Genomic DNA, 21,949 nt, shown 5'->3' with positions numbered 1-21,949 from the left:
CCCCGGGGGCTGCTGGTTCCATTGGGGGTTGTCGGCGGTGGCGGTTATGGCGCGCTCCTTTCTGCGGGGCCAATTTTAGAGCAAACGGCTTCCGGCCCATCCCGGAAGGGCGAATTGGTAGAATAGCCCCATGATGAATGGAGAAACAGCCTGCTTGCTGGTCCGTATGATCGCCGATTTCTACGCGGCGCGGGCCGCCGACTTTTCCGCCACCCGCCAAGGCTCGTGGGCCGGTTGGCAGCAGTTGGCGGCGCAGGTACAGCCGCTGTTCGAAGAGGCGGCCCGGATGGGGTGTCCTGTGGCCGTGGCCGATGTGGCCTGCGGCAACGGTCGGTTCGGGAAGTTCTTGCGGCAGAAGTTCCCCCAATCGCCCCTGCGATACACGGGATGGGACGGCAACGAGGCCCTGCTGCGGGAAGCAGCGGCGAACATGCCGGAGGGCGCCGCCTTGCACCGGGCCGACGTGCTGGCGCCGCTGTTGGGGGAAAAGCGCGACCCCTGGTGGGCCGAGGCCGACAGGGGCGCTTACCAGCTGGTGGCCAGCTCCGGCTTTCTGCACCACATCCCCGGTGCCGAGAACCGGGCCCGTTTCCTGGGGCAGTTGTTGGATTTAGCGCAGCCGGGGGGCACGGTGGCGCTGTCGCTTTGGCGCTTCGCCGACCACGGCCCGCTGCGGGAGAAGGCCCTTCGCTCCACCGAAACGGCCCTGGCCGCAGTGCCGGCGCTGGCGGGAGCGGGCGGCCTGGAGCCGGGGGACTACCTGCTGGGATGGGGAGGCGACGGCCAAGCCGCGCAAGACCCAGATGTCGCTGACGCCGCCAGTCAGGGCGCAGACGCTGCCGCACCGCTGTTTCGCTACTGTCACAGTTTTTCCGATGAAGAAGCTCGTGCGCTGGTTGCCTCTGTAAAAAGCCGCGCGTGCCTTACGGCAAGTTTTTTTGCCGACGGTCGCACCGGCGCCCTGAACCAGTACCTGCTGCTGGTGCGCGAAGACTAGCAGCAGGCCGCCGCGGAAGCGATGGCCTCGTACAGCTCGTCGTAGGTTTCCAGCGCCGGGATGGCGGGGTAGTCGGCCTTCAGCTGGTCGGTGGTGCGGAAGAAGAAGCCTGCTTTGCTGTTTTGAATCATCTGCAGGTCGTTGAAGGAGTCGCCGGCGGCGATGGTCTCGAACCCGCAGCTCTGCAGCGCCCGCACGGTGGTCAGCTTTGACGGCGTGCAGCGCATGTGCCAGCCGGTGATGGTGCCGTCTTCGCCCACCGTCAGTTCGTTGCAGAAGATGGTGGGCATGCCCAGCTTCTCCATCAGCGGCTTGGCGAACTGCGAGAAGGTGTCGGAGACAATGATCAGTTGCCCCAGGTCGCGCACCTTGTCCAGGAATTCGCGGGCGCCTGGCATAGGCTCCAGCGTGGCGATGACCTCCTGGATTTCGGCGATGCCCAGTCCGTGCTCCTTCAGGATGTCCAGACGAGATTGCATCAGCTTGTCGTAGTCGGGCTCGTCGCGGGTAGTGCGAGCCAATTGCGGAATGTCCACCGCTTTCGAGAACTCGATCCAAATTTCCGGAACGAGGACTCCTTCAAGGTCGAGGCAAGTGACGAACATGGTGGTTCCTTTCGGCGAGGTGGGGGCGCGGTCGCGGAAGGGCGCCGCTTCGACGGTTCCGCTTCGCTATTATGTACTAAAGCGCCGAGGGCCCGTTTGGAAATCCCCTGAACGGGGGTTTGTTTCAACGGGCCTTGTGGCATAATTGCGTTTACCGATAACATGGCGGCAAGGGGCAAGCAGCAGATATGGCTTACGGAGAAAACCACCAGCGCTTCAGCGATGCGGCACCGGGCGAAACCCCGGCTCCTCGTCGCACGGCCCGGTCCGTTCCCTCCGCTTCCGGCTCCCTCGGCAGCCCCCTTGCTCAAGAGCGCCCTGCGCACCGGGGCGCCCACGCGCGTCGCAGCGGTGGCAGTCGCGAGGTGATAGACGCCCGCGGCAGCATCGACTCCCGCACGTTCAACGAAACTCATGAGATCAGTTCTACCACCAAAGACGTGCGCGACCGCCATGCCGCCGAATTAGACTCCATGAGTCACACCAGCTGGCATTCCCGTGCTGGCCAGGGCTTCGACGCCGTGCCCGATGCCGGTGCCGCCCGCCGCATCGCGCCGCGGCCGCCGTCGAACATCGGCTTTTCCGGTGGTGTGATGAGCGGCGGTCCAAATTATGGTCGCGGCGTTGCGCCCCGTGGGCTAGTGGTGGCGCTTACGGTAGTGGCATTGGCGTTGGTGGCTGTGATGGTGTTCCTGTTGCTGCGGTAGTGTTTTTCGCAGGAAAGAGCGCTGTCGCTTAAGGTTTTCTAAACGGGTGGGAAAACTGCCAACGAGCGCGCACGCCGGCCCTCAAGTTCGCTACAATGAATCCCATGATTGAGAACGAACGCATATTGGTCGTAGACGATGAGCGTGCCATTGCCGATTTGGTGGTAAGCCTTCTGCTACGCGAGGGGATGCAGGCGCGAGCCTGCTACAGCGGCGTACAGGCGCTGGAAGCATTGGAAAAGGAGCCGTTTGATTTGGCCATTCTCGACATCATGATGCCGGGTATGGATGGCTTCGAGCTCTGCGTCCGCATGAGAAAGATGCGCGACATCCCCATCATCTTTCTGTCGGCGAAGGACGAAGAAGCCGACCAAGTGGTGGGCTTCACCCTGGGGGCCGATGATTACGTGACTAAGCCCTTTCGTCCCCGCGAGCTGGTGGCCCGGGTGCGGGCCCGATTGCGCCGCGCCGCCGCTGTGCCGGCGCCGAACGATTCGCTGATTGCCGTGGGGCCGCTGGAAGTGGACGTGGCCGCCCATAGCGCATCGCTGCACGGTCAGAAAATGAAACTCACCCCCAAGGAGTTCGCTATTCTAACGCTGCTGGCGCAGCAGGCGGGGCGTCCAGTTTCCGCGAAGGACCTGTTTGAGGGCGCGTGGGAAGAGCCCTTCGACGACGCCGCCAGCAACACCATCATGGTGCACATCCGCCATCTGCGCAAAAAGCTGGCTGCCATCGATTCCTCCACTCAGTTCATCGAAACCGCTTGGGGCGTTGGCTATCGCCTGAAGGCCAGCCACGGCGGCGATGGCCGTACCGGCGATATGGAGCCAGTGGGCCCTGAGATGCCGGAGTTGCCCGCGACTCCCGCCGAGCAGCCGGCGGTCCACCCCAAGCGCGGCGCGGGTAAGGGCACTGGCCGCCTGCCGCTGCTGGGCCGGCGCGGGGGCACTCGTGGCGCTTAGGAGCGACCAGGCGAAAATCCTGCGGCGCAAGGTGGTGCGCTCCGCCTTCGTGCGCATCGGCGTGTTTACTTTGGTAGTGGCACTGGCGGCCGTGGGATTCACCTTGTTTTTGCGCGACAGTGTGGCCAATTTCGTGGCCGATAACACCTCCCGCTGGGTGTCGCTGAACTCTGATGCCCAGCTGCAGCACGTGCTGCGGGAAAACGGCCTCATGGACACTTCGGTGGCGCTGGCCTACGCTGATTCCAGCCTCGACCCGCTGGCCATTCCCTTTTCCGGCGAAGAGTACGACGAGGAGCTGGCGGCCATCGAGGAGATGAGGGAGTTGGGCAAGGAGTCTGCGTCGGCGGACACTTCCCAGAAGGCGGACGGTCCGACCGAAGGGGCCGGGGACGTTTCCGTTTTCGTTGAGGGCGAAGGGGAAAACGACGCCGAGGGCGCCCCGTCTGCCGACAACACGCTTCTCACCTGGGAAGAGGCCCAGGAGCAGCAGGCGCGGGAAAACTATTTCCGCGCGGTGAAGAACCGGCTGCACACCGAGGACGACGTGCTGGCTCGCACTGTGTACGGCTGCGCCCGCATGGCGGAGTTGAGCGAATCGGAGGCGGCCACCATGCTGGAGGGGCTCTACCGCGAGTCCCAACAGCAGGCGCTGGACGTGTGGCGCGAGCAAGATCCGCAGCAGCAGGCGCAGCAGCTGTCGCTTTCGTTGGTCACCCCCGATCCGGTGTACCAGGTGCTCACCGATAGCGCGGGCCAGGTGCAGATCCGCGACATCTCCATTTACTCCTTCATCCGCAGCCTGCGCATACCGCTGTTGCTGTTGGTGCTGGTAGTGGGCTGGTTCGTGATCATTTGGCTGTCGCTGAACAAGTCAATGCGCTACTTCGACGACCTCTCTGAAGCGGTGGCGGGGCTGCTTTCCAACCGCCAGGCGAAGATAGAGCTGCCGGATGATTTGTCCATCGTGCAGAACGAGCTGGCGGTTATCCGGGCCCAATCGCTGGCGGACGAGCGGGCGGCCCAGGCGGCCGAAACCCGCAAAAACGAACTGGTGGCCTATCTGGCCCACGACATCCGCACGCCGCTCACCTCGGTGCTGGGGTATCTGGACCTGCTGCGGGAGGGGCGCGAGCTGCCCCGTTCGGTGCAGCAAAAGTACGCCGACATCGCCTACGCGAAGGCGGTGCGGCTGGAAGACCTCATCAACGAGTTCTTCGAGATTACCCGCTACAACCTTTCTGCCATTCCCATCGAGCGGGAAATGGTGAACGTGCGCTTCTTCTGCCAGCAGGTGGCGGAGAGCTTTTTCCCTGAAGCCCAGTCACGCCACCTGGAGATTCGCGTGGTGGCCGGCAGCGAGATGCAGTTTTTCATCGACCCGGACAAGCTGGCCCGCGCCATCGGCAACATCATGCGCAACGCGGTGGCCCACGCCGAGGAGGGCACGCCCATCACGCTGGAGGCCGTCCAGGGGGAGGACAACGCCACGGTGATCGCCGTCACCAATTACGGCCGCGAGATTTCCCCGGAGCACCTGAAGACGGTGTTCGAGAAGTTCTACCGTGAAGACAGCGCCCGTTCGTCCGATTCCGGCGGCACGGGGCTGGGGCTGGCCATTACTCGCGAGATTGTGGTGGCCCACGGCGGCATCATTACCGCCGCCAGCGAATCCGGCCGCACCGTGTTCACCATAGTGCTGCCATACGTGGACCGCGGGTGGTAATGTTCCGCGGTTCTGGCGAACCGCGGAAACCCTCGGCTGCTGGCGTGGACCTGAAATGATACGAAGGCGCATCGCGCGGTTTTCGGAGGGCAGAGATTCTATCTCTGCCTAATGCCACAAGGGCGAATCGGCCGTGCCTTTGGGCCGGAGTGGAACCCGGCCCGGCATTGAGCGCTTACAGCATATGGGCGCGGAGGTAATCGGGGGTTTGGGGGGCCAGCAACGCCGGCGCGATGTCGAAGATGGTGCGGCAGCCGGTTTCTCCGGCGTCGGCCAGGCGCTTGGCGGCGCGGGCCACGGCCACCAGCACGCTGCCGGTGAACTCGGGATTGGAATCCAGCTTCAGCGAGTATTCGATCACATGGGTGTTCTCGCCGTTTTGCCCGGTGGTGCCGGCGCGGATGACCGAGCCGCCATGGGGAATGCCGGCATGGTCGCGGTTCAGCTCTTCCTGGCTTATGAAGGTGACGGTGGTGTCGTAGTCGGCGAAGTAGTTGGGCATGGTGACGATGGCCTCGCGGATGGCGTCGGTGTCGGCGTCCTCTTCCGCCACCACATAGCACTCGCGGGTGTGCTTTTCGCGGGTGGTCAGCTGCGGGTTCTTGCCGGCGCGCACCGCTTCAAGCGCCGCGGGCACCGGCACGGTGTACTGGCGGGCGTCCGCCACGCCGGGGATGCGGCGGATGGCGTCGCTGTGACCTTGGGAAACGCCGCGGCCCCAGAAGGTGTAGTCGGCGCCGCCGGACAAGATGGCGTTGGCGTACAGGCGCGCCACTGAGAACATGCCCGGGTCCCAGCCCACCGAAATGACGCCGATGTGGCCAGTTTCCTTGGCGGCGGCGTCCACGGCGGCGAAGTGCTGCGGGATGTTGGCGTGGGTATCGAAGGAGTCCACCACGTTGAACAGACGCACCGCTTCCGGCGTTTGCTGGGGCAGGTCGGTGGCGCTGCCGCCGGCGAGCACCAGCACGTCCACCTTGTCCGTCCATTGCTCCAGCTCGGCAGCGGCCACCACGGCGGCGCCGGGAGTGAGCAGCGTCAGCGACTCAGGATTGCGGCGGGTGAACACCGCCATCAGTTGCATGTCCTCGTTGGCGGCGCAGGCCAGCTCGACGCCCCGCCCCAAATTGCCGTATCCCAAAATGCCAATGCGGATAGGTTCCATTGCGCAACTCCTTTTAATAGCGAAGGGATGCCCCGCCGGCGATCGGGTTCCAGGGCCGTGGCGGGGGCGGCGCCGCGAGGGGCGCCGGATTCAAACGGGTAAATGGTACCAGCGAATTGCCCATTCGCCCGCAGCCGCCCGCAACTCATCGCAAAAAAAAGCCTTTGTGGCGCGCGGGGTGCGGGTCGGCTGTGAGCGGTGGGCCGGGCGAGGCCGCCGCCCGCTCTGCGCGGGCTAGCGGCCCAGCCCCAGCAGTTGGCGGCTGGTGGCGGCGACGGTGGCCCCCAATTCTGCGGCGTCGGTGCGGCGAAGGGTGGCCAGCTGCTCCAGCGCTCCCTCCAGCTGCGAGCGCCAGGCGGCGCCGTCCAGCACGGCTCCCTGCGGCGGTTCATCGGTTTCCAGCAGCAGCTTTGACAGGGGGATTTGCGCTCCGTAGGCGCGTCCCCGGCGGCTGGCCAGCATGTGGGGGCCTACCGAGAAGTAGCAGCCGGCCTGCCGCGCCGCCGCCAGCTCTTCCCCGGAACCGGAAAACCAGTGCAGCACCACCTGGCAGTTTTCAAGGGCGCCGGTTTTCCGCAGCGCTTCCAGCACGGCGTCGGCCGAGCGCACCGCGTGCAGCGATAGCATGGGAGGGGTTGCCGATTGCCGCGCTCGGGCGACGATGGCCTGCAGCAGGTGATGGAAGGCAGCCATTTGCGCATCGGCGCTGCCCTGGTGACGGGCGGAGAAGTCCAGCCCCACCTCCCCAAAGGCCCTGACCTGTGGCATCAAGGCTTCGAAGGCCTCCACTTGGGGGCGCCAGTTCTCCGCCACGTACCAGGGGTGCAGCCCCAGGGCCCACGTGACGGGGGAGCCGCTGCACCGTCCGGCACCGCCGTCGGCACCTCCGCCCCCCACGCCGCCAGCCGCCCCCCGCGCCGCGAACTCCTCCGGCGTCACCGTGCAGGAAAGGGCCCCGATGTGCGCTGCGGCCGCGATGGCGCCCGCCTGTGCGCTGTTGGCGGCGAACCCCAGATGGCAGTGCATGTCGTAGAGGGCGTCCACGGGCGTTCCTTCCGCTTCACATAAATGATGCATTTCTGAAAGTATAGAATGCCCCCGCCGGCTTCTGGTACCATTTGTTGCCGATTTGCCCCCGCGCGGGGCGGTAGGGTTCATTTCCGCACATCAGCGGCGGGTTCGATTTTTAGGAAGCGGCGAAACATGATCACGGAAATCCTGAAGGCACTGGTCATCGGCATCGTGGAGGGCATCACCGAGTGGCTGCCCGTTTCCTCCACCGGCCACATGATCTTGGTGGACGAGTTCGTCAAGCTGGCGGTGAGCCCGGAGTTCCTGGAGCTGTTTTTGGTGGTCATCCAGATCGGTGCCATTTGCGCGGTGCTCATTCTGTACTTCCACAAGCTGAACCCCTTTTCGCCGCGCAAGACGCCGGCTCAGAAGCGCAGTACCTGGCGCTTGTGGGGCATGGTGGTAATCGGCTGCATTCCCGCTGCCATCATCGGGTTCACGCTGGACGACTTCTTCAACGAACACTTCTACAACGCCTGGACGGTGGCCATCGCCCTTATCGTGTACGGCGTTGTGTTCATCGTGCTGGAGCACCACAACCGCAAGCGGGAGGCCGCCTACCTGGCCGGCCGCAATGCCCGCAGCGGTCGCGCCCAGCGCCCCCGCGGCCGCCATGCGCGCCCTGAGGTTCAGCCGGCTGCGGCGCAAAGTAGCCGCCTGGTGCGCAACACTGCCTCTTATTACAACGATCCCTCCATTTCGGGGCGCCTGCCCAAAACCCAGCTGCGGGAAACCGCGCTGGGCCATGAGGAGCCCCGCCCCGGCTTCGACGGCGACGACGCCGAGAGGGCCCTGTTCAAGGTGCAGACGGTGGACGACATCGATTGGAAGACGGCGCTCAAGATCGGCTGCTTCCAAATGCTGGCCATCATTCCCGGCACCAGCCGCTCTGGCTCTACCATCATCGGTGGCATGCTGTGCGGCTGCTCTCGCACCGCGGCGGCCGAGTTCACCTTCTTCCTGGCCATTCCCGTGATGTTTGGTTGGGGCCTGCTGAAGACGGTGAAGTACATCGCCGAGCTGGGGCTTGCCATGACCGGCACCGAGGTGGCGGTGCTGGTAACCGGTATCCTCACGGCGTTCGTGGTGTCGGTGGTGTCCATCAAGTTCCTGATGGGCTACATCAAGAAGAACGATTTTACCGCGTTCGGCGTGTATCGCATCGTGGTGGGCGTAGTGGTGCTGGCTTACTTCGGCGCCAAGGCGGTTGGGGTGCTGTAGCGCCCGCCCAAACGCAGCAGTTCGCTTACTGCACGGTTTCGGATTGTCCCTGTGTGCCCTTTTCGGGGCCTGTCCTTTTATCATCGGCGAAAAGTTTCACCGGCCGGCGTGGGTGTCGGCCACGAATGCCCCGAGGAGGACGTCATGGGAAACCTGATGAACACGCTTCGTTCCAATACGCTGGCCCAAGCGGTGGTATCGCTTCTGTTCGGCCTGCTTCTGCTGGTGTGGCCCGGTGCCACCATTGTAACCGTCATTTACCTGCTGGCAGCAGGGCTGGCCATTTCCGGCATCGCCAGTCTGTTCAGCTACTTCCGCGACAAGAGCGACCGCTACCGCAACGGCAGCGTGCTCACGGTGGGCATCTTCTACCTTATTTTGGCGCTGGTGGTGTTCATCTTCCCCGAACCCATCGCCTCGGTGGGGGCCATTGTGCTGGGGGCGGCGCTGGCGCTGTGCGGCGTGGTAAGCCTGGTGCGGGCGCTTGACCTGCGGCAACTGGGGGGCTACCACTGGGTGGCTGGCGTGGTGCCCAGCGCGCTGGTGGCCCTGGGCGGCATCCTCATCATCGCCAATCCCTTCGGCGCCACTTCGGCTTTCGTGATGGTGCTGGGGGTGGTGCTCATCGTGAACGGCGTGGTGAACCTCTACGTTTCCGGCGAACTGCACCGGCTGGTGAGCGCGCCGGCCAAGTAGGCCGCCGGCTTCGCGCTGCGCCGCCACTGTTCCTGATTGCATTTTACGGGGCTGTAACGCTGGGTTGCGCCCCGTTTTGCTATCATGTGCCCACACGAGTCAGCCGCCCGCGCTTTTGCGGGCGTTTCTCTCGTTAAAGCATCACGGGAAAGGACATTCAATGTCTGAAGAGAACGCGAATCTTGAGGAAATTCAGAAGCATCGCGAGCAGATCGACGCCATCGATCGCCAGCTGGTGGAGCTGCTGAACAAGCGCGCCGGCCATGCGCTGGTGATTCGCGGCCTGAAGCCGGGCGCCCACATGGGGCTCTACGACGCGCGCCGCGAGGAAGAGATCATGGACCGCATTGCCTCCTACAACGACGGGCCGCTGTACAACGAGTACCTGCGCGAGATTTACACCACCATTCTCAAGGTTATGAAGGAGACGCCGGCCCTATGAGCGTGAACGAAACCGTTATCCCGGGCATCCCCGATTTGGGCACCCGCGACGATACCATCACCATCTACGCCGGTCCCTGCTCGGTGGAGTCGGTGGAGCAGTTCGACGAAGTGGCCTCGTGCATTCACGATTTGGGCCTCACCTGGATCCGCGGCGGCGCCTTCAAGCCCCGCACCAACCCCCACTCCTTCCAGGGCCTGGGGGAAGAGGCGCTGAGGATCATGCACGACGCCGGCCAGAAGTACGGGCTGAAAACCCTCACCGAGGTGATGGACTCCGCCCATTGCCAGATGGTGGCCGATTACGTGGACGGCCTGCAGGTGGGCGCCCGCAACTTCCAGAACTTCAGCCTGCTGAAGAAGATCGGCCAGGTTACCGCCGACAGCCACCAGATGGTGCTGTACAAGCGCGGGTTCGCCGGCACCATCGCCGAATGGCTGGCTGCTACCGACTACATCACCGCCTGCGGCAACAACAACGTGGTGCTGTGCGAGCGCGGCATCCGCACGTTTGAAACCGCCACCCGCTTCACGCTGGACATCGCCGCCGTGCCGGTGATTCACAAGCAGTCGCTGTTCCCGGTGTGCATCGACGTGTCGCATCCGGCCGGGCAGCGCGACCTGGTGCCGTCGCTGGCCTACGCCGCCATCGCCGCCGGCGCCGACTCCATCATGATCGAGGTGCACCCGCAGCCGGCCAAGGCCCTCTCCGACGGCCCGCAGCAGCTCACCCCCGCCCAGTTCGAGGTGCTGGTGGCCCAGCTGCGCGACATCGCCGCGGTGTTCGGCAAAACCATCGCGTAAAATTATTCCGATGTCCTGTCGAACATCGGAACTGCTTGGCGCTGCGAAGCCCCCTGCCACCCAATATTGCCCTTCAGAGCTTTCCCTCGCGCACCGAAGTGCGCTCGGCCGCTCTTCAGGGCAATCTTGGGCACCAGGGGGCTTCTCGCTTGCTTTGGTGGATTCGTGAGGGCCACGCGGTGTGGTTGCGTAGGGCTTTGCTTACTTCGGGGGTTGCGCGAAGGCCGCGCGGCGCTTGCTTTGGCGGATGCGCGAAGGGCGCGCGGCGCCCCGCGTAGGTTTCGTTTCTTTGCCGAGGCTTAGGGCCGTGGTGTTGTGGGCTGCGATACAATAGCGAGCCGTTGACTTCTCCGCGCCTCAGCGCGCGTTTTGTTCGCCCCAGGAGGTTTTTATGCCCATCGACATCGATTCTCTGAACGAGCCGCAACGGCAGGCGGTGCTCACCACCCAGGGGCCGCTTTTGGTGCTGGCAGGGGCCGGGTCGGGCAAAACCCGCGTGCTCACCTACCGCATCGCGCATTTGCTGGAGGACGAGGAGGTTTGGCCGTGGCAGATTCTGGCCATCACCTTCACCAACAAGGCGGCCGCCGAGATGCGCGAGCGTTTGGGTCGCTTGGTGGGGCAGCGGGCCCGCGGCATGTGGGTGTCCACCTTCCACAGCATGTGCGTGCGCATCCTGCGCCAAGATGCCGACCGGCTGGGGTTCACCAACAGCTTCACCATTTACGACACCGACGACATGAAGCGGCTGTACAAGGAAGTGATGGCCGAACTGGACATCAACCCCAAGGTGTTTCCGCTGAACAACATCATGAACCGCATTTCTGATGGCAAGAACAAGCTGTTGGTGCCTGGCGAGTTCGCGAAGGCGGCAACCGACCCGGTGGGGAAGGTGGCCGCGCGGGTGTACACGCGGCTGCAGGAGCGGTTGCGCGCGGCCAACGCCTTCGACTTCGACGATTTGCTGCTGTACGCCTACCTGCTGCTGAAGCATCACGAAGACGTGCGGGAGGCCTACCAGCAGCGCTTCCGCTACATCATGGTGGACGAGTACCAGGACACCAACCACGCTCAGTACGCCATCACCATGATGCTGGTGGGGCCCGAGAAGAACATCATGGTGGTGGGCGACGACGACCAGTCCATTTACTCGTGGCGCGGCGCCGACATCACCAACATCTTGAATTTCGAGCAGGATTTCCCCAATGCCAACGTGGTGAAGTTGGAGCAGAATTACCGCAGCGTGGGCAACATTTTGGCCGCCGCCAACGCGGTGATAGCCAATAACTCGAAGCGCAAGGAGAAGCGGCTGTTCACCACTGCCGGCGACGGTGAGAAGATTCAGGTGTACCTGGCCACCGACGAGCGGGACGAGGGGCGCTGGATTGCCGGCGAGATTGAGAAGCGCCATAGTCGCGGCCAGTCCTACGACGACATGGCGCTGTTCTACCGCACCAACGCCCAGTCCCGTATGCTGGAAGACATGTTGCTGCGGGCCGGCGTGCCCTACCACATCGTGGGGGGCACGCGCTTTTTCGACCGCGCCGAGATCCGCGACGTGATGGCCTACCTCACGCTGGCGGTGAACCCCGCCGACGATTTGGCCGCCAAGCGGGTGATCAACGTGCCCAAACGGGGCATCGGCAAAACCACGGTGGAGCGCATCGAAGGGCTGCAGCGCACCTTCGGCATTACGTTTTTGGAGGCTTGCGAGCAGGCGGTGACCGAGGACGACCTGCGGGCCGCCACCCGCAACGCCCTGGCGGCCTTCGTTTCCCTGATCAAGGAAGCGGGCACCTGGAGCGGCGATCTGCGCCAGGTGATTTCGACGATTGTGGACCGGGCCGGGCTGGTGGAGGCGCTGCTGGCGGAGGGCACCGACGAGGCCAAGAGCCGGGTGGAGAACATCCAGGAGTTCATGGGCGTGGTGCAGGAGTTCCAGGAAACCCACGAGGACGACGACGCCCTGTATGCGGCGCCGGCTGTGGGAGAGGGCGCCCAGGTAGCGGCCGTGCCGGGAGAAGCGGTGGCGGTCGAGGCGGCTGCTGGCGCGGCCACAGGCGAGGGGCTGTTCGCTGGAGTTGCCGATGTGGCGGCCGATGACCAGCCGGTGCGGGTGCTGCGGGGCAATTCGCTGGCGGACTTCATCGAATGGGTGCGGTTGCGCACCGATTTGGACACCATGACCGACGACGGCCACGCGGTGACGCTGATGACGGTGCACGCCGCCAAGGGCCTGGAGTTCGATTGCGTGTGGGTGGCCGGCATGGAAGAGAGCCTGTTCCCGCACGTGAATTCCATGCGCGACCCGGTGGCGGTGGAGGAAGAGCGGCGGCTGGCCTACGTGGCCATCACCCGGGCTCGCAAGTGCCTGTACCTCACCTGCGCCCAGCAGCGGCAGATTTTCGGCCAGACGTCCGCCAATCCCACATCGCGGTTTCTGCAGGAGATTCCGGCAGAGCTGCGCCAAACGTCCGGTTTGGGGTCTTCCGGCTTTTCCGGTACCGGTTGGGAGAAGCGCGGCAGCCGTCGCGGCATTGCCGGCAGCGGCACCGAGGCGGGGGAGGGGCGCGTGTTCGGCCGCTCCAGCGCGTCCGGGTCGGCCGGCCGCGGCGACCGCGACCGGGCGGGACGCAGCGGTTATTCCGGCCGCGGCTCGTTCGGTTCAGGCACGGGCCGCTCCTTCAATGAGATGACCCGCGGCGGCAGCGACGGCGGGCGCGCGTTCGGCGCCAGCGGATCGGGCGGATTGGGCTCGGCGGCTTCCCGGAAGAAGTCCGGTGCCGGCGCCACCTTCGCCGTGGGAGACACGGTGGACCACAAAACCTTCGGCCGCGGCCGCGTGGTGAAGGTGGACGGCGACACCCTGCACATCAAGTTCGCCAAATCAGGCCAAACCAAAAAGCTGCTGAAAGACTATGCCCCCATAGTGAAGGTAGGGTAGTTCCGCCGAGGCTTCCCCATGCACCCCATCTTGCGCCGGGGGTTCCGCCGTCCTGGCGGACGACGGAACTGCTCGTCCGCCGAGGCTTCCCCATGCGCCCCATCTTGGCGCTCAGGCCTTACCCTCGCGCACCGAAGTGCGCTCGGCCGGCCTTCGGGCCAATCTGGGGCACCTGGGAAACCCTCGGCTACTGTCGTGGACCTGTGATGTGTCGGGGGTGTGCCGGGGGCCGTTCACTTTTGGCACGCGCGGGTTCTTCGTAGGGCAGAGATTCTATCTCTGCCTGGGCCACGGGCCCCTAGTTGCAGGGCTGGGCGCCGGGGGCGCAGGCGCCGCACAGTTGGCAGGCGCTGGGGGTGGCGGCCAGGCCGCCCAAGGCGCTTTCCCGCAGCTCGAAGGGCAGGCTGCGGCCCACCGCGTACATGGCGGTCACCGTTTCGTCGAACCCCACGTAGCTGTCGATGCCGGCCAGCGCCAACTGGGCCGCGGCCAGGGCATTGGCGGCGCCGGTGGCGTTGCGCTTCTGGCACGGGGCCTCCACCAGGCCGCCGATGGGGTCGCACACCAGCCCCAGCAGTCCGGCGATGGCGATGGCGGCCGCCTCCAGGCACTGGGCCGGGGTGCCGCCCATTAGCTCCACCGCGGCGCTGGCCGCCATGGCGCTGGCACTGCCCACTTCCGCTTGACAGCCGCCCTCGGCGCCGGACACGCTGGCGTTCTCCATGATCAGCATGCCTATGGCGCCAGCGTTGGCCAGGCCGCGGGCCAGTTGCTCGTCGGTGAAGTGGTACACGTCTTGCAGCGCCATCAGCACCGCCGGCACCACGCCGGCCGACCCGGCAGTGGGTGCGGCAACGATGCGGCCCATGGAGGCGTTGGTTTCCAGCACCGCTTGGGCGTACATCACCGCGCGGGTTTGCAGGCTGTCGCCGAACCCGTCGCCTTTCTGCATCTGCTGCCACAGCTTTTGGGCCTCGCCGCCAATGAGGCCGCCCATGGATTTTTTGGGGTCGGTGAGGGGGCCAGTGGCCGACGCCTTCATCACCTGCAGCGCTTCGCCCAGGTAGCGGTGGGTGTCGTCCACGGCAATGCCCAGCGACGCCAGCAGGCAGCGCTCGCGGCGGCAGATGGCGTCAGACAGGGCCAGATGCTCTTTTTCGGCGAAGGACAGCAGCTGGGCGCCGTTTTTGAAGTCCACCGCTTCGAACAGCAAGCTGGCCTCTTCGGCGGAAAGATCGGCCCCGAAGCCGGTGGGGGCAAGCCCTTCTTCCAGCGCTTCCTGTTCGCTGATGGGGGCCGCGCTTTCGGCCGAGCGGTCGCTGGGCACGATGCGCACCTGCAGGATCTTCGGGTTGGCGGCCAGCATCTGCCCGATGGCGGGCGGGATGGGGTCGTCGGTTTCCATCACCGTGTAGGCCACGTCGCCCTTGCGCTCGCGGAACAGCTTGGTGGTGGCGATGTTCACTTCCATCTCCGCAACGCAGGCGGCGATGAAGGCCAGCACGCCGCGCACGTCCTTCTGCTTCACCACCAGCGAGTGGTACTGGCCGGTGAGCAGCACGTCCACGCCGTTGATGGCGGTGATCTGCGCCGCGCCGCCGCCGATGGATTCGCCGCGGATTTCGGTGACGGCGCCGGAGGCGTCCTTCACGCGGATGTCCACCGTGTTGGGGTGGGGCGTTTGGGTTTTGTCGTCGGGGTGGAAGGAGAAGGCCAGCCCCGCCTCCTTCGCCAGTTGGAACGAGTCGCGCACCCGCAAGTCGTCGGGGGCCAGCCCCAAAAGCCCCGCCACCAGGGCGCGGTCGGTGCCGTGGCCGTGGTAGGTGTGGGCGAAGCTGCCGTACAGTTTGAACACCGCTTCCACCGGCTCGGCGCCCAAAAGGCGACGGGTCATGAGCGCGATGCGCAGGGCACCGGCCGTGTGCGAACTGGACGGGCCCACCATGAAGGGGCCGATAACGTCGCGGATTCCGTAAGTGGTCATGGCGAACTCCTTTGAGCTTCTCGATGGGAAAATGATAGCCCATGCGCCCCGTTTTCCGCCCGCCGGGCCCGTTCCGTCAACAGGATTTCGCTTTTCCTCTTGACGTCAACGCGTGGTCGGCGTTTACAGTTTCAGCCAACAGCTGAGGAACGGCGGCGCCCGCAGCGCTAAAATTGCCGCATGACGTGGAGAAACGGGAAAGAGGAACCCAGATGGAAGAGTTGCTGACGGTTCGCGAAGTGGTGCGCATGACCGGCGTGAGCGAGCGAACGCTGTACCTCTACGACAAAAGCGGCCTTGTTACAATTGCGCTGTCTGTCAGCAACGGTGGGGGTGAATGCTGCGCTCGATTGGGATGGCGCCGATTTGGGGTCGTTGAAACAGGAGGATCACTACCATTTCTCGATTCCATTCGAATACATTAGGACAAATCATGGTAACGACAATTACGACATTGCTACGGCCTGTATGGAAGTCGACGTCGATTGGGACGATTCTGTCGGAGGGTATGGCGTGTGTTACTATTGTCCGGATGAGAGCCATATTGATCAGTCGCAGGGTGATAGCGACATAGATGGTTTTTTCGAATACGGTGTCAGCGATGCATTGCGTGAAATGCTTGAGGATGAAGGAATTGGCGGTGAGACAATGAGCTTCTAGCCGGACTGGCTTGAGAAGTCGGCACAGTTTGGTCTCAAGGATCCTCATTACTTGGAATTGCGGTGGCCATGAGTGCCTTCCTGCTTGTCTGGGCAGCAAAATGGAGCGTGCGTCTGAACGCAGGCATAATATTCACGTTTCATTTGGAGGATTTGAAAGGGAGTAATATGGGTATTTTGGATGGCGTTTTGAGTGCCTTTTCCGGCAGCAGTTCGGAAGACTCAGATTATTACGAGACGGGAACATGTCCAAATTGCGGGAGCGAAATGCATCGGCGTTATAGCTATAGCGGTTGGTGGTGTGATACGTGTCACAATAGCCCGTATGGCGAATGCGATGATGACGACGGCGAAGGAGAGTCAATCAGCGTATACGATGCGGCTGATATCTGGATGTCCAATGGCAAGGATGAGGATTACATGTTTGGCTATACGAGGGAAGAGCTAGAGGACGCTTTGTAAGCTCACTTTATGGATTCGAAATGGATCCAGATGGCGCTGCATCGGGCTTTCGCGTTAGGTTTTATCGCCGCGACGATGGGCGAATGTTTATAATGCATCCCCCGTCCGTCAAGCGAGGTGAATGCGGCGCAAGCGTGCATCGCGTTGCTTCGCAAAGGGAACGTTTCGTGTGCAATGTGCTTACTTGCAAGGGGTATTACGCGACGGCGGAGTTCGACGGGGATTCCAAGTTACTTTGCGGGTCCGTTGTGGGCATGCGGGACGGCATTTACTTCGAGGCCGAATCGGCCGCCGATGTCGAGCGGGCCTTTCATGAGACCGTAGACGATTATCTAGCTTTCTGCGTGGAGAAAGGCAAGAGTCCTGAGGAATCTGCATTGACTCATTCAGCATTTGCGTAAGCCTTGTGTTTCACGGGTCCGGCGTCCAGAAGGCGGTGGGCCATGGGCGCGATGGTCTGGGCATCGGCTGTGTGCGGTCTGGAGGGACCCACTGTGAAGCGCTCGATAGCGTCAAGAATTTCATCGACGACCATGGTGAGCTCTTTTGAGTTTCTCAATAGGGGGTGTGATGGCCCACGCGCTCCGTTTCCGGCCGCCGGGCCCCGTCAATTTCGCCCCTTCTTTGACATCGTCGCGCGGTTGGCATCTGCGGCGGCGCAGATCGGCGTAAAGAAGATAAGAGAGTTTTGCTGTGATGGATGCCTCTGGAACCTTGCGGAATAAGGTATCGAAAGTAGTGCAGACGGTCGGTGGGTATCCGCATTCCATCGATCGTCTGTTTAGCGCATTTATGCTGGGCAGCCATCCGGGAAAGACCTTAGGTCTTTCCCGGTGATGAGTCGCAGATCTCACGAGTTCCGTTTTTGCTTGGCAAGAATCTCGAATAACTCGTCATCATTATGCGGCATTTCGTCGTCTTCGAACTCGCCTAAGTATGCGATGCTGTGGTAGCGCTGCCCATCATATTCGTAACCCGTGTACGGATACCCCTCTTGAGTCGTTCCCTCGTACTCTTCAAATTCCGTCCTGGCTGCCTCTTCTGTGTACTTGTCCGAGTCGAACCAGATACCCTCTTTCTCTTCGTCCCATCCAAGTTTTGTTGCTTTGAAAAGGTGCTTCATGATTCTCCCTCTCTATTTATTTGTCTTCTTTCGCAATGTGCCGAGCTTCATATCGCTCCGGATGTCTCGACCGCTTGGGTGGCGAAATGCTCCTTTGCCCAAACCGAGCTTCTTCTCTAGGGTGCCGATCCTGCAATCGCTCCGCGTTCTCCTGGCCATTGTTCTCTCCTTTTCTTGTTCTGCGACCTTTAGCCTCGATACTTGCTATTCTTTCGGAATTTGAATTTCATGTAGGTGCCGGTAAAGGAAGTGATGAGTTTCTTCTTCGTCGGCAACCCACTCATCGTCAAAACGGCTATCAGCCCAAGAGGTTTTTCCTCGAGCTCGGATATGAAGCTCACCGCCTTCAATGCTGTAATCGCGCTGCTCTCGGAAGTTCTTACCCTCGTAGTAGGTCGAGGTGGTGAAGCCGTCGTTGTCGTCCAACAGCTGCTGCCTTACAGCCTTGGTCAATCTCAGTCCCATGGTTTCTCTCCTTCGGTCTCGGGAACTTTGATGTTTCATATTTTGGGGATTAAGGGGAAAATAGACGCATGCAGGATTCGTGGAAACCGGGGTCTTTTTTCCTCAATTTTCGCGAAAATAACGAAGGGTTCCGCGATGAGCGACAGCAAGAAAAAGCGATATTCGAGTCTGTACGAGCAGATCAGGTGTGAAAAATTGCACTGGACTAGGGCAAAGGCTGCTCTTGAATTGAAGTGCATAGACGAGAACAGGCTCGAGCGGATAGAAAAGAACCGGGCGGCAATTAGGCCCGATGAGGTGCTTGTTCTGGCCGAGGTTTATGACGAGCCGTCTCTGTGCAATTATTACTGTGCAATGCAGTGTCCGATTGGAAGGGATGAGGGTGTTCCCTACATTGAGCAGCCTGAGCAATCAGAGCTGCCTATTATAGTGCTGCAGATGATCGCCTCTCTAAATAGCACGAGCCAGATGAAGAACAGGCTTATAGAGATTGCTGCAGATGGGGATGTTAGCGAAGACGAATTAGCTGAGTTTGAGAAAATACGCCAGGAGCTGGAAAAAATTACGTCTACTGTAAAGGCGCTTGAAATGTGGTCGGGTAAGGCGATTAAGCAAGTTGCGAAATAGGATGACGCGACCATTTCCTGATTCCGTTTGGACGCGTTGAGATAAAACATGGTAACGGCCATTGCGGTATTACTACGGCCTATGTGGAGCCCGATGCCGGTTGTGGAAAACGAAGGATGCTGGCATAATCGGCCCGAGTGCGCTGCTATTGCAGTTGATAGCATCGGGGCGATTGGTCCGATGCTGAGCTGGGCCTCCTTATAGAAGAAGGATTCGTGTGGATGAGATGGCAAAGACGGAAATTTGGCTGGATGCTGTTCCGGTAGGGGAAAAACGGAACAGAGTGGCGTGCATCGATGTCGCAAAGCTGTCGGAAATTGCTGCAAGCTCTATGGCCAAAATCGCCCAGTATGCGCAACTGGGCAAGGATGTTCTTGAGTCGTTTGAGCCCGAAGAAGTGCTCATTATCAAAATTCCTAACGATGTAAAATCGGAAATCGATAAAGGAGTTGCCTGGCTAAACAAAAGAAAAGATGGGAGCGGGATACTGCCGCAGGTCATGGTTGAAACCGAAAGCGGTCGAAAGCAAGTTAAGAGAATGCTTACAGCTGAAGCAATGCCTTTGGTGCCCGACGACATGCGCAGAGCGTTGACTCAGGATCTAAATGGCATTTACCTACAACAGCAGTTGCCAATGATTGCGGCACAGCTGGAGGAGACTTTAGACTGCGTTTGCCGAATCAAGCAAGGGCAACAGGGCGATCAACCAGATTCGTTATGCCCTGGATACGGGCGATAAGGCGGCGCTAAAAAACGCGATAGGCGCTCTTCAAGGCAGCGTAGGGGTACTTGGGGAATCTCTCAAGACGCTCGTATCCTCTTTCGAGAAAGTGCCTGATTCAAAACTTGGGCTTGCTGCGAAAATGCTTTTCGGGGTGGATTATTCGGGCAAAAAGAAAAGCGAATTAGAGGAAATTTCTGAATACTTCGATTTGTACGAAAAAGCACAGGAGGCTCTGGTGGTTGGGGCCTATTTGGCCAACGGAGAGAGTGGAATAAAATCAATTTTGGCTCAACGAAGGAGTTTTTTGGAGGGCCTCAATGTGACTGAGCTTCAGACGTTGAAGCATCTCTTGCCGGCGACCACGCTTGAGTACCGCTGGATTAATGAGCTTGAAGCATATATCGATGAAGGGGAGGCCGAATATCGGCTTCTTCCAGAAGGGCCCCACGGCTCAATAGAGGTGAAGGTTGCCGCTGGTCAGCTGATGCAAGCATTGGAGGATGTCGATGCAAATGAATAAAAATAGGGTGGAAGAAGAGGTCGAGCGAAAAAACATCGCCGTGAACAAAGTAATTGATGTGGCAAAGTTGGCTGTCCCTGTTGTGGCGGGAGCGGCTATGGCGGCGGTAAAGGCTGTGCCACGAGTCGTAAGGCTTATCAAGCGGTAAAGGACATTTCATGAGCAATGTGCTTGCTTATAAGGGGTATTGTGCGACGGTGGAGTTCGATGGGGGCTCCAAGCTGCTTTGCGGTTCCGTCGTGGGTATTGCGGGACGGCATTTATTTCGAGGCCGAATCGGCTGCCGACATCGAACGGGCCTTCCGTGAGGTGGTTGACGACTACCTTGCCTTCTGCGCGGAGAAGGGCAAGAGCCCCGAGAAATCCTACAAGGGCTCGTTCAACGTTCGCATAAGCCCCGAGCTTCATCGGGCGGCCGCAACTGTTGCCGCAATCAAAAACGAATCCCTCAATCAGTTCGTTTCCAAAGCCATCGCGGCGGCCCTGTAGGAGGCCCGCTAGCCGCCGTTTGCTGTGGAAATACTGGGGGTTTATCGACTGGTCGGGGGCGTCTTCGCTGTTTGGCGCCGTTTGCCCCCTATACTCATCGGCTTTGTGAACCTGTTTGCATAAGAAGCCAAAGCGTTAAGGAACCACCCCATGCCCAAACCTGTTGTAGTAATCGGCCACCGCAATCCGGACAACGACTCCATTTCGTCCGCCGTTGCGTATGCCTACCTGAAAAACCAGCTGGCCGCCCGCGACGGCAGCGCCCAGCGCGTGGAGTACGTGCCCGGCCGTCTGGGCCCGCTGCCGCCCGAAAGCGCTTGGGTGCTGAAGGAAAACGGCCTGCCGGAGCCGCGCAAAATCGCTCACCTGCACACCCGTGTGGCCGACGTGATGACCCCGAACCCGGTGTCCATCGGCCATGACGAAACCATGCTGGAAGCCGGTCGCCGCCTGCGCAAGCACAATGTGCGTGCCCTGGTGGTGGAAGGGGCCGACGGCCAGTTCGAGGGCCTCATCTCCACCCGTGCCATCGCCGAGCGCTACATCTCCGCCACCGACCTTTTGGAGGACGACAACCCCAACCACATGGCCGTTGCCGCATCGCTCATCGAGTCGCTGGGGCAGAAGGTGGGCGAGCTGATGGCCACCGATGTGCTCACCCTGGATAAGGAGACCCTGCTGAAGGACGCCGCCGAAGACCTCGTGGCCTCCGAGCTGCGGGAAGGCGTGGTGCTCAACGACGAGGGCCGCGCCATCGGCATCGTCACCCGTTCCGACATCGCCAACCCGCCCAAGCGCAAGGCCATCCTGGTGGACCACAACGAAACCCGCCAGGCCGCCAATGGCATCGAGGAGGCCGACGTGGTGGAAATCATCGACCACCACCGCATCGCCGACGTGTCCACCACCAACCCCATCCAGTTCATCAACTTGCCGGTGGGCTCCACCGCCACCATCGTGTGCATGGAGTACCGCAAGTACGGCGTGGACATCCCGCCGGCCATGGCGGCGGTGCTGCTTTCCGCCATCATGACCGACACGATTATCCTCAAGTCGCCCACCACCACCGACACCGACCGAGAGCAGGCGCAGTTCCTGGGCGCCATCATCGGCGAGGACCCCACCGAATTCGGCCTCAAGGTGTTCAAGGCCCGCGGCAGCGTGAACGACGTGCCCATCGACCGGCTGGTGGAGGCGGACTCCAAAGAGTTCCCCTTCGACGACACCACGGTGCTCATCTGCCAGCGGGAAACGGTGGATTTGGCCGGCGTGCTGGAGCGCGAGCAGGAGATTCGCGAGCACATGCGCAAGCTGGCTGCCGACCACGGTTACGAGTTCGTGCTGTTGATGGTGACCGACATTCTGGCCGAGGGCAGCCAGTTCATCTGCGAGGGCAACCGCCGCGTGGTGAACCGCGTGTTCGGCATCAACTGCACCGGCGTGGGCGGCACCTGGATGCCCGGCATCCTGTCTCGCAAAAAGCAAGTGGCCCCCCGCATTTTGGGAAATTAGGCGAAGACGAAGACCGCCAGACTCTTCTCGGGGCGCGGGCGG

At 61.9% G+C, this 21,949-nt stretch carries 25 protein-coding genes; 19 read left to right on the top strand and 6 right to left on the bottom strand.

Annotated elements, in window-relative coordinates:
* The first annotated feature begins 130 nt into the window (after positions 1-130).
* Entirely contained in the window at positions 131-997 is an 867-nt protein-coding gene (locus DMP11_RS04905; RefSeq protein ID WP_123185389.1) for a class I SAM-dependent methyltransferase, read from the top strand.
* Here DMP11_RS04905 and thrH read toward each other — a convergent pair.
* A complete protein-coding gene (thrH, locus tag DMP11_RS04900) occupies positions 994-1,602 on the bottom strand; it encodes a bifunctional phosphoserine phosphatase/homoserine phosphotransferase ThrH (RefSeq protein ID WP_123185388.1) in 609 nt (202 codons plus the stop codon). The genes DMP11_RS04905 and thrH overlap by 4 nt on opposite strands.
* Positions 1,603-1,790: 188 nt before the next feature.
* Here thrH and DMP11_RS04895 point away from each other — a divergent pair, with 188 nt between their 5' ends.
* The 3 genes from DMP11_RS04895 (at position 1,791) to DMP11_RS04885 (ending at position 5,000) form a co-directional block, all read left to right on the top strand.
* Positions 1,791-2,309, top strand: a complete 519-nt coding sequence (locus DMP11_RS04895; RefSeq protein ID WP_123185387.1) for a hypothetical protein — start codon at positions 1,791-1,793, stop codon at positions 2,307-2,309.
* 104 nt (positions 2,310-2,413) lie between these two features.
* A complete protein-coding gene (locus tag DMP11_RS04890; RefSeq protein WP_123185386.1) occupies positions 2,414-3,274 on the top strand; it encodes a response regulator transcription factor in 861 nt (286 codons plus the stop codon).
* Positions 3,264-5,000 carry a sensor histidine kinase gene (locus tag DMP11_RS04885; protein WP_123185385.1) on the top strand — a complete coding sequence of 579 codons (1,737 nt, stop codon included), beginning with the start codon at positions 3,264-3,266 and terminating at the stop codon, positions 4,998-5,000. Before DMP11_RS04890 ends, DMP11_RS04885 begins: the two co-directional genes overlap by 11 nt.
* Before the next feature lie 175 nt (positions 5,001-5,175).
* Here the strand turns inward: DMP11_RS04885 and DMP11_RS04880 are convergent, their stop codons facing one another.
* Together DMP11_RS04880 and DMP11_RS04875 are read right to left on the bottom strand one after the other, a co-directional pair.
* Positions 5,176-6,165: a diaminopimelate dehydrogenase gene (locus DMP11_RS04880; RefSeq protein WP_123185384.1), complete on the bottom strand. Its 990-nt coding sequence runs from the start codon at positions 6,163-6,165 to the stop codon at positions 5,176-5,178.
* A gap of 234 nt (positions 6,166-6,399) precedes the next feature.
* A complete protein-coding gene (locus DMP11_RS04875) occupies positions 6,400-7,209 on the bottom strand; it encodes a TatD family hydrolase (protein WP_161555302.1) in 810 nt (269 codons plus the stop codon).
* A 159-nt stretch (positions 7,210-7,368) separates the two neighbouring features.
* Between DMP11_RS04875 and DMP11_RS04870 the strand changes: the two genes are divergently transcribed.
* The 5 genes from DMP11_RS04870 to DMP11_RS04850 all read left to right on the top strand — a co-directional run bounded on the left by DMP11_RS04870 (position 7,369) and on the right by DMP11_RS04850 (position 13,342).
* Positions 7,369-8,457 carry an undecaprenyl-diphosphate phosphatase gene (locus DMP11_RS04870; RefSeq protein ID WP_123185382.1) on the top strand — a complete coding sequence of 363 codons (1,089 nt, stop codon included), beginning with the start codon at positions 7,369-7,371 and terminating at the stop codon, positions 8,455-8,457.
* A gap of 144 nt (positions 8,458-8,601) precedes the next feature.
* Positions 8,602-9,153: an HdeD family acid-resistance protein gene (locus DMP11_RS04865; RefSeq protein WP_123185381.1), complete on the top strand. Its 552-nt coding sequence runs from the start codon at positions 8,602-8,604 to the stop codon at positions 9,151-9,153.
* Positions 9,154-9,313: 160 nt separating this feature from the next.
* Positions 9,314-9,595, top strand: coding sequence for a chorismate mutase (locus DMP11_RS04860; protein ID WP_123185380.1), 282 nt, complete (start codon positions 9,314-9,316; stop codon positions 9,593-9,595).
* Entirely contained in the window at positions 9,592-10,398 is an 807-nt protein-coding gene (gene aroF / locus DMP11_RS04855) for a 3-deoxy-7-phosphoheptulonate synthase (protein ID WP_194950501.1), read from the top strand. Before DMP11_RS04860 ends, aroF begins: the two co-directional genes overlap by 4 nt.
* A 391-nt stretch (positions 10,399-10,789) precedes the next feature.
* Complete coding sequence (locus tag DMP11_RS04850) at positions 10,790-13,342, top strand: ATP-dependent helicase (protein ID WP_123185379.1); 2,553 nt, start codon at positions 10,790-10,792, stop codon at positions 13,340-13,342.
* A gap of 298 nt (positions 13,343-13,640) precedes the next feature.
* On the opposite strand, the gene sdaAA is transcribed toward DMP11_RS04850, so the two are convergent.
* On the bottom strand, positions 13,641-15,326 hold the full coding sequence (gene sdaAA / locus DMP11_RS04845) for an L-serine ammonia-lyase, iron-sulfur-dependent, subunit alpha (RefSeq protein ID WP_123185378.1): 1,686 nt from the start codon (positions 15,324-15,326) through the stop codon (positions 13,641-13,643).
* Positions 15,327-15,538: 212 nt separating this feature from the next.
* Between sdaAA and DMP11_RS10215 the strand changes: the two genes are divergently transcribed.
* From DMP11_RS10215 to DMP11_RS10205, 4 genes are all read left to right on the top strand, one after another.
* Positions 15,539-15,751, top strand: a complete 213-nt coding sequence (locus DMP11_RS10215) for a MerR family transcriptional regulator (protein ID WP_148041087.1) — start codon at positions 15,539-15,541, stop codon at positions 15,749-15,751.
* 43 nt (positions 15,752-15,794) lie between these two features.
* Positions 15,795-15,986, top strand: coding sequence for a hypothetical protein (locus DMP11_RS10210; protein WP_148041086.1), 192 nt, complete (start codon positions 15,795-15,797; stop codon positions 15,984-15,986).
* A 62-nt stretch (positions 15,987-16,048) separates the two neighbouring features.
* On the top strand, positions 16,049-16,447 hold the full coding sequence (locus DMP11_RS04835; protein ID WP_211329071.1) for a hypothetical protein: 399 nt from the start codon (positions 16,049-16,051) through the stop codon (positions 16,445-16,447).
* A gap of 20 nt (positions 16,448-16,467) precedes the next feature.
* Positions 16,468-16,848 carry a hypothetical protein gene (locus tag DMP11_RS10205; protein ID WP_148041085.1) on the top strand — a complete coding sequence of 127 codons (381 nt, stop codon included), beginning with the start codon at positions 16,468-16,470 and terminating at the stop codon, positions 16,846-16,848.
* A 449-nt stretch (positions 16,849-17,297) separates the two neighbouring features.
* Here DMP11_RS10205 and DMP11_RS04825 read toward each other — a convergent pair whose 3' ends face one another.
* Together DMP11_RS04825 and DMP11_RS04820 are read right to left on the bottom strand one after the other, a co-directional pair.
* Positions 17,298-17,570: a hypothetical protein gene (locus DMP11_RS04825; RefSeq protein ID WP_123185375.1), complete on the bottom strand. Its 273-nt coding sequence runs from the start codon at positions 17,568-17,570 to the stop codon at positions 17,298-17,300.
* Positions 17,571-17,774: 204 nt separating this feature from the next.
* Positions 17,775-18,035 (bottom strand): hypothetical protein, encoded by a 261-nt coding sequence (locus tag DMP11_RS04820; protein WP_123185374.1) that lies wholly within the window; start codon positions 18,033-18,035, stop codon positions 17,775-17,777.
* 135 nt (positions 18,036-18,170) lie between these two features.
* Between DMP11_RS04820 and DMP11_RS04815 the strand changes: the two genes are divergently transcribed.
* The 6 genes from DMP11_RS04815 to DMP11_RS04795 all read left to right on the top strand — a co-directional run bounded on the left by DMP11_RS04815 (position 18,171) and on the right by DMP11_RS04795 (position 21,907).
* Positions 18,171-18,662 (top strand): XRE family transcriptional regulator, encoded by a 492-nt coding sequence (locus tag DMP11_RS04815; protein ID WP_123185373.1) that lies wholly within the window; start codon positions 18,171-18,173, stop codon positions 18,660-18,662.
* A gap of 217 nt (positions 18,663-18,879) precedes the next feature.
* Positions 18,880-19,401, top strand: a complete 522-nt coding sequence (locus DMP11_RS04810) for a hypothetical protein (protein ID WP_123185372.1) — start codon at positions 18,880-18,882, stop codon at positions 19,399-19,401.
* Between the two features lie 91 nt (positions 19,402-19,492).
* Positions 19,493-19,906, top strand: coding sequence for a hypothetical protein (locus tag DMP11_RS04805; protein WP_148041084.1), 414 nt, complete (start codon positions 19,493-19,495; stop codon positions 19,904-19,906).
* Positions 19,893-20,054 carry a hypothetical protein gene (locus DMP11_RS10270; protein WP_161555301.1) on the top strand — a complete coding sequence of 54 codons (162 nt, stop codon included), beginning with the start codon at positions 19,893-19,895 and terminating at the stop codon, positions 20,052-20,054. Before DMP11_RS04805 ends, DMP11_RS10270 begins: the two co-directional genes overlap by 14 nt.
* A 59-nt stretch (positions 20,055-20,113) precedes the next feature.
* Positions 20,114-20,395: a type II toxin-antitoxin system HicB family antitoxin gene (locus tag DMP11_RS04800; RefSeq protein ID WP_211329070.1), complete on the top strand. Its 282-nt coding sequence runs from the start codon at positions 20,114-20,116 to the stop codon at positions 20,393-20,395.
* Between the two features lie 150 nt (positions 20,396-20,545).
* Positions 20,546-21,907 (top strand): putative manganese-dependent inorganic diphosphatase, encoded by a 1,362-nt coding sequence (locus tag DMP11_RS04795; protein ID WP_123185370.1) that lies wholly within the window; start codon positions 20,546-20,548, stop codon positions 21,905-21,907.
* Positions 21,908-21,949: the final 42 nt, after the last annotated feature.

The sequence above is a fragment of the Parvibacter caecicola genome (assembly GCF_003725335.1).
GTDB classification, from domain to species: Bacteria; Actinomycetota; Coriobacteriia; order Coriobacteriales; family Eggerthellaceae; genus Parvibacter; species Parvibacter caecicola.
This window is presented reverse-complemented; position numbering and strand designations above follow the sequence as displayed.

Bases quoted from the DNA above. Each gene is read 5' to 3' on its own strand.
- DMP11_RS04905 (WP_123185389.1), top strand. From the start codon at position 131: ATGATGAATGGAGAAACAGCCTGCTTGCTGGTCCGTATGATCGCCGAT.
- thrH (WP_123185388.1), bottom strand. From the start codon at position 1,602: ATGTTCGTCACTTGCCTCGACCTTGAAGGAGTCCTCGTTCCGGAAATT.
- DMP11_RS04895 (WP_123185387.1), top strand. From the start codon at position 1,791: ATGGCTTACGGAGAAAACCACCAGCGCTTCAGCGATGCGGCACCGGGC.
- DMP11_RS04890 (WP_123185386.1), top strand. From the start codon at position 2,414: ATGATTGAGAACGAACGCATATTGGTCGTAGACGATGAGCGTGCCATT.
- DMP11_RS04880 (WP_123185384.1), bottom strand. From the start codon at position 6,165: ATGGAACCTATCCGCATTGGCATTTTGGGATACGGCAATTTGGGGCGG.
- DMP11_RS04870 (WP_123185382.1), top strand. From the start codon at position 7,369: ATGATCACGGAAATCCTGAAGGCACTGGTCATCGGCATCGTGGAGGGC.
- DMP11_RS04865 (WP_123185381.1), top strand. From the start codon at position 8,602: ATGGGAAACCTGATGAACACGCTTCGTTCCAATACGCTGGCCCAAGCG.
- DMP11_RS04860 (WP_123185380.1), top strand. From the start codon at position 9,314: ATGTCTGAAGAGAACGCGAATCTTGAGGAAATTCAGAAGCATCGCGAG.
- aroF (WP_194950501.1), top strand. From the start codon at position 9,592: ATGAGCGTGAACGAAACCGTTATCCCGGGCATCCCCGATTTGGGCACC.
- DMP11_RS04850 (WP_123185379.1), top strand. From the start codon at position 10,790: ATGCCCATCGACATCGATTCTCTGAACGAGCCGCAACGGCAGGCGGTG.
- sdaAA (WP_123185378.1), bottom strand. From the start codon at position 15,326: ATGACCACTTACGGAATCCGCGACGTTATCGGCCCCTTCATGGTGGGC.
- DMP11_RS10215 (WP_148041087.1), top strand. From the start codon at position 15,539: ATGGAAGAGTTGCTGACGGTTCGCGAAGTGGTGCGCATGACCGGCGTG.
- DMP11_RS10210 (WP_148041086.1), top strand. From the start codon at position 15,795: ATGGAAGTCGACGTCGATTGGGACGATTCTGTCGGAGGGTATGGCGTG.
- DMP11_RS10205 (WP_148041085.1), top strand. From the start codon at position 16,468: ATGGATCCAGATGGCGCTGCATCGGGCTTTCGCGTTAGGTTTTATCGC.
- DMP11_RS04825 (WP_123185375.1), bottom strand. From the start codon at position 17,570: ATGAAGCACCTTTTCAAAGCAACAAAACTTGGATGGGACGAAGAGAAA.
- DMP11_RS04820 (WP_123185374.1), bottom strand. From the start codon at position 18,035: ATGGGACTGAGATTGACCAAGGCTGTAAGGCAGCAGCTGTTGGACGAC.
- DMP11_RS04815 (WP_123185373.1), top strand. From the start codon at position 18,171: ATGAGCGACAGCAAGAAAAAGCGATATTCGAGTCTGTACGAGCAGATC.
- DMP11_RS10270 (WP_161555301.1), top strand. From the start codon at position 19,893: ATGCAAATGAATAAAAATAGGGTGGAAGAAGAGGTCGAGCGAAAAAAC.
- DMP11_RS04800 (WP_211329070.1), top strand. From the start codon at position 20,114: ATGGGGGCTCCAAGCTGCTTTGCGGTTCCGTCGTGGGTATTGCGGGAC.
- DMP11_RS04795 (WP_123185370.1), top strand. From the start codon at position 20,546: ATGCCCAAACCTGTTGTAGTAATCGGCCACCGCAATCCGGACAACGAC.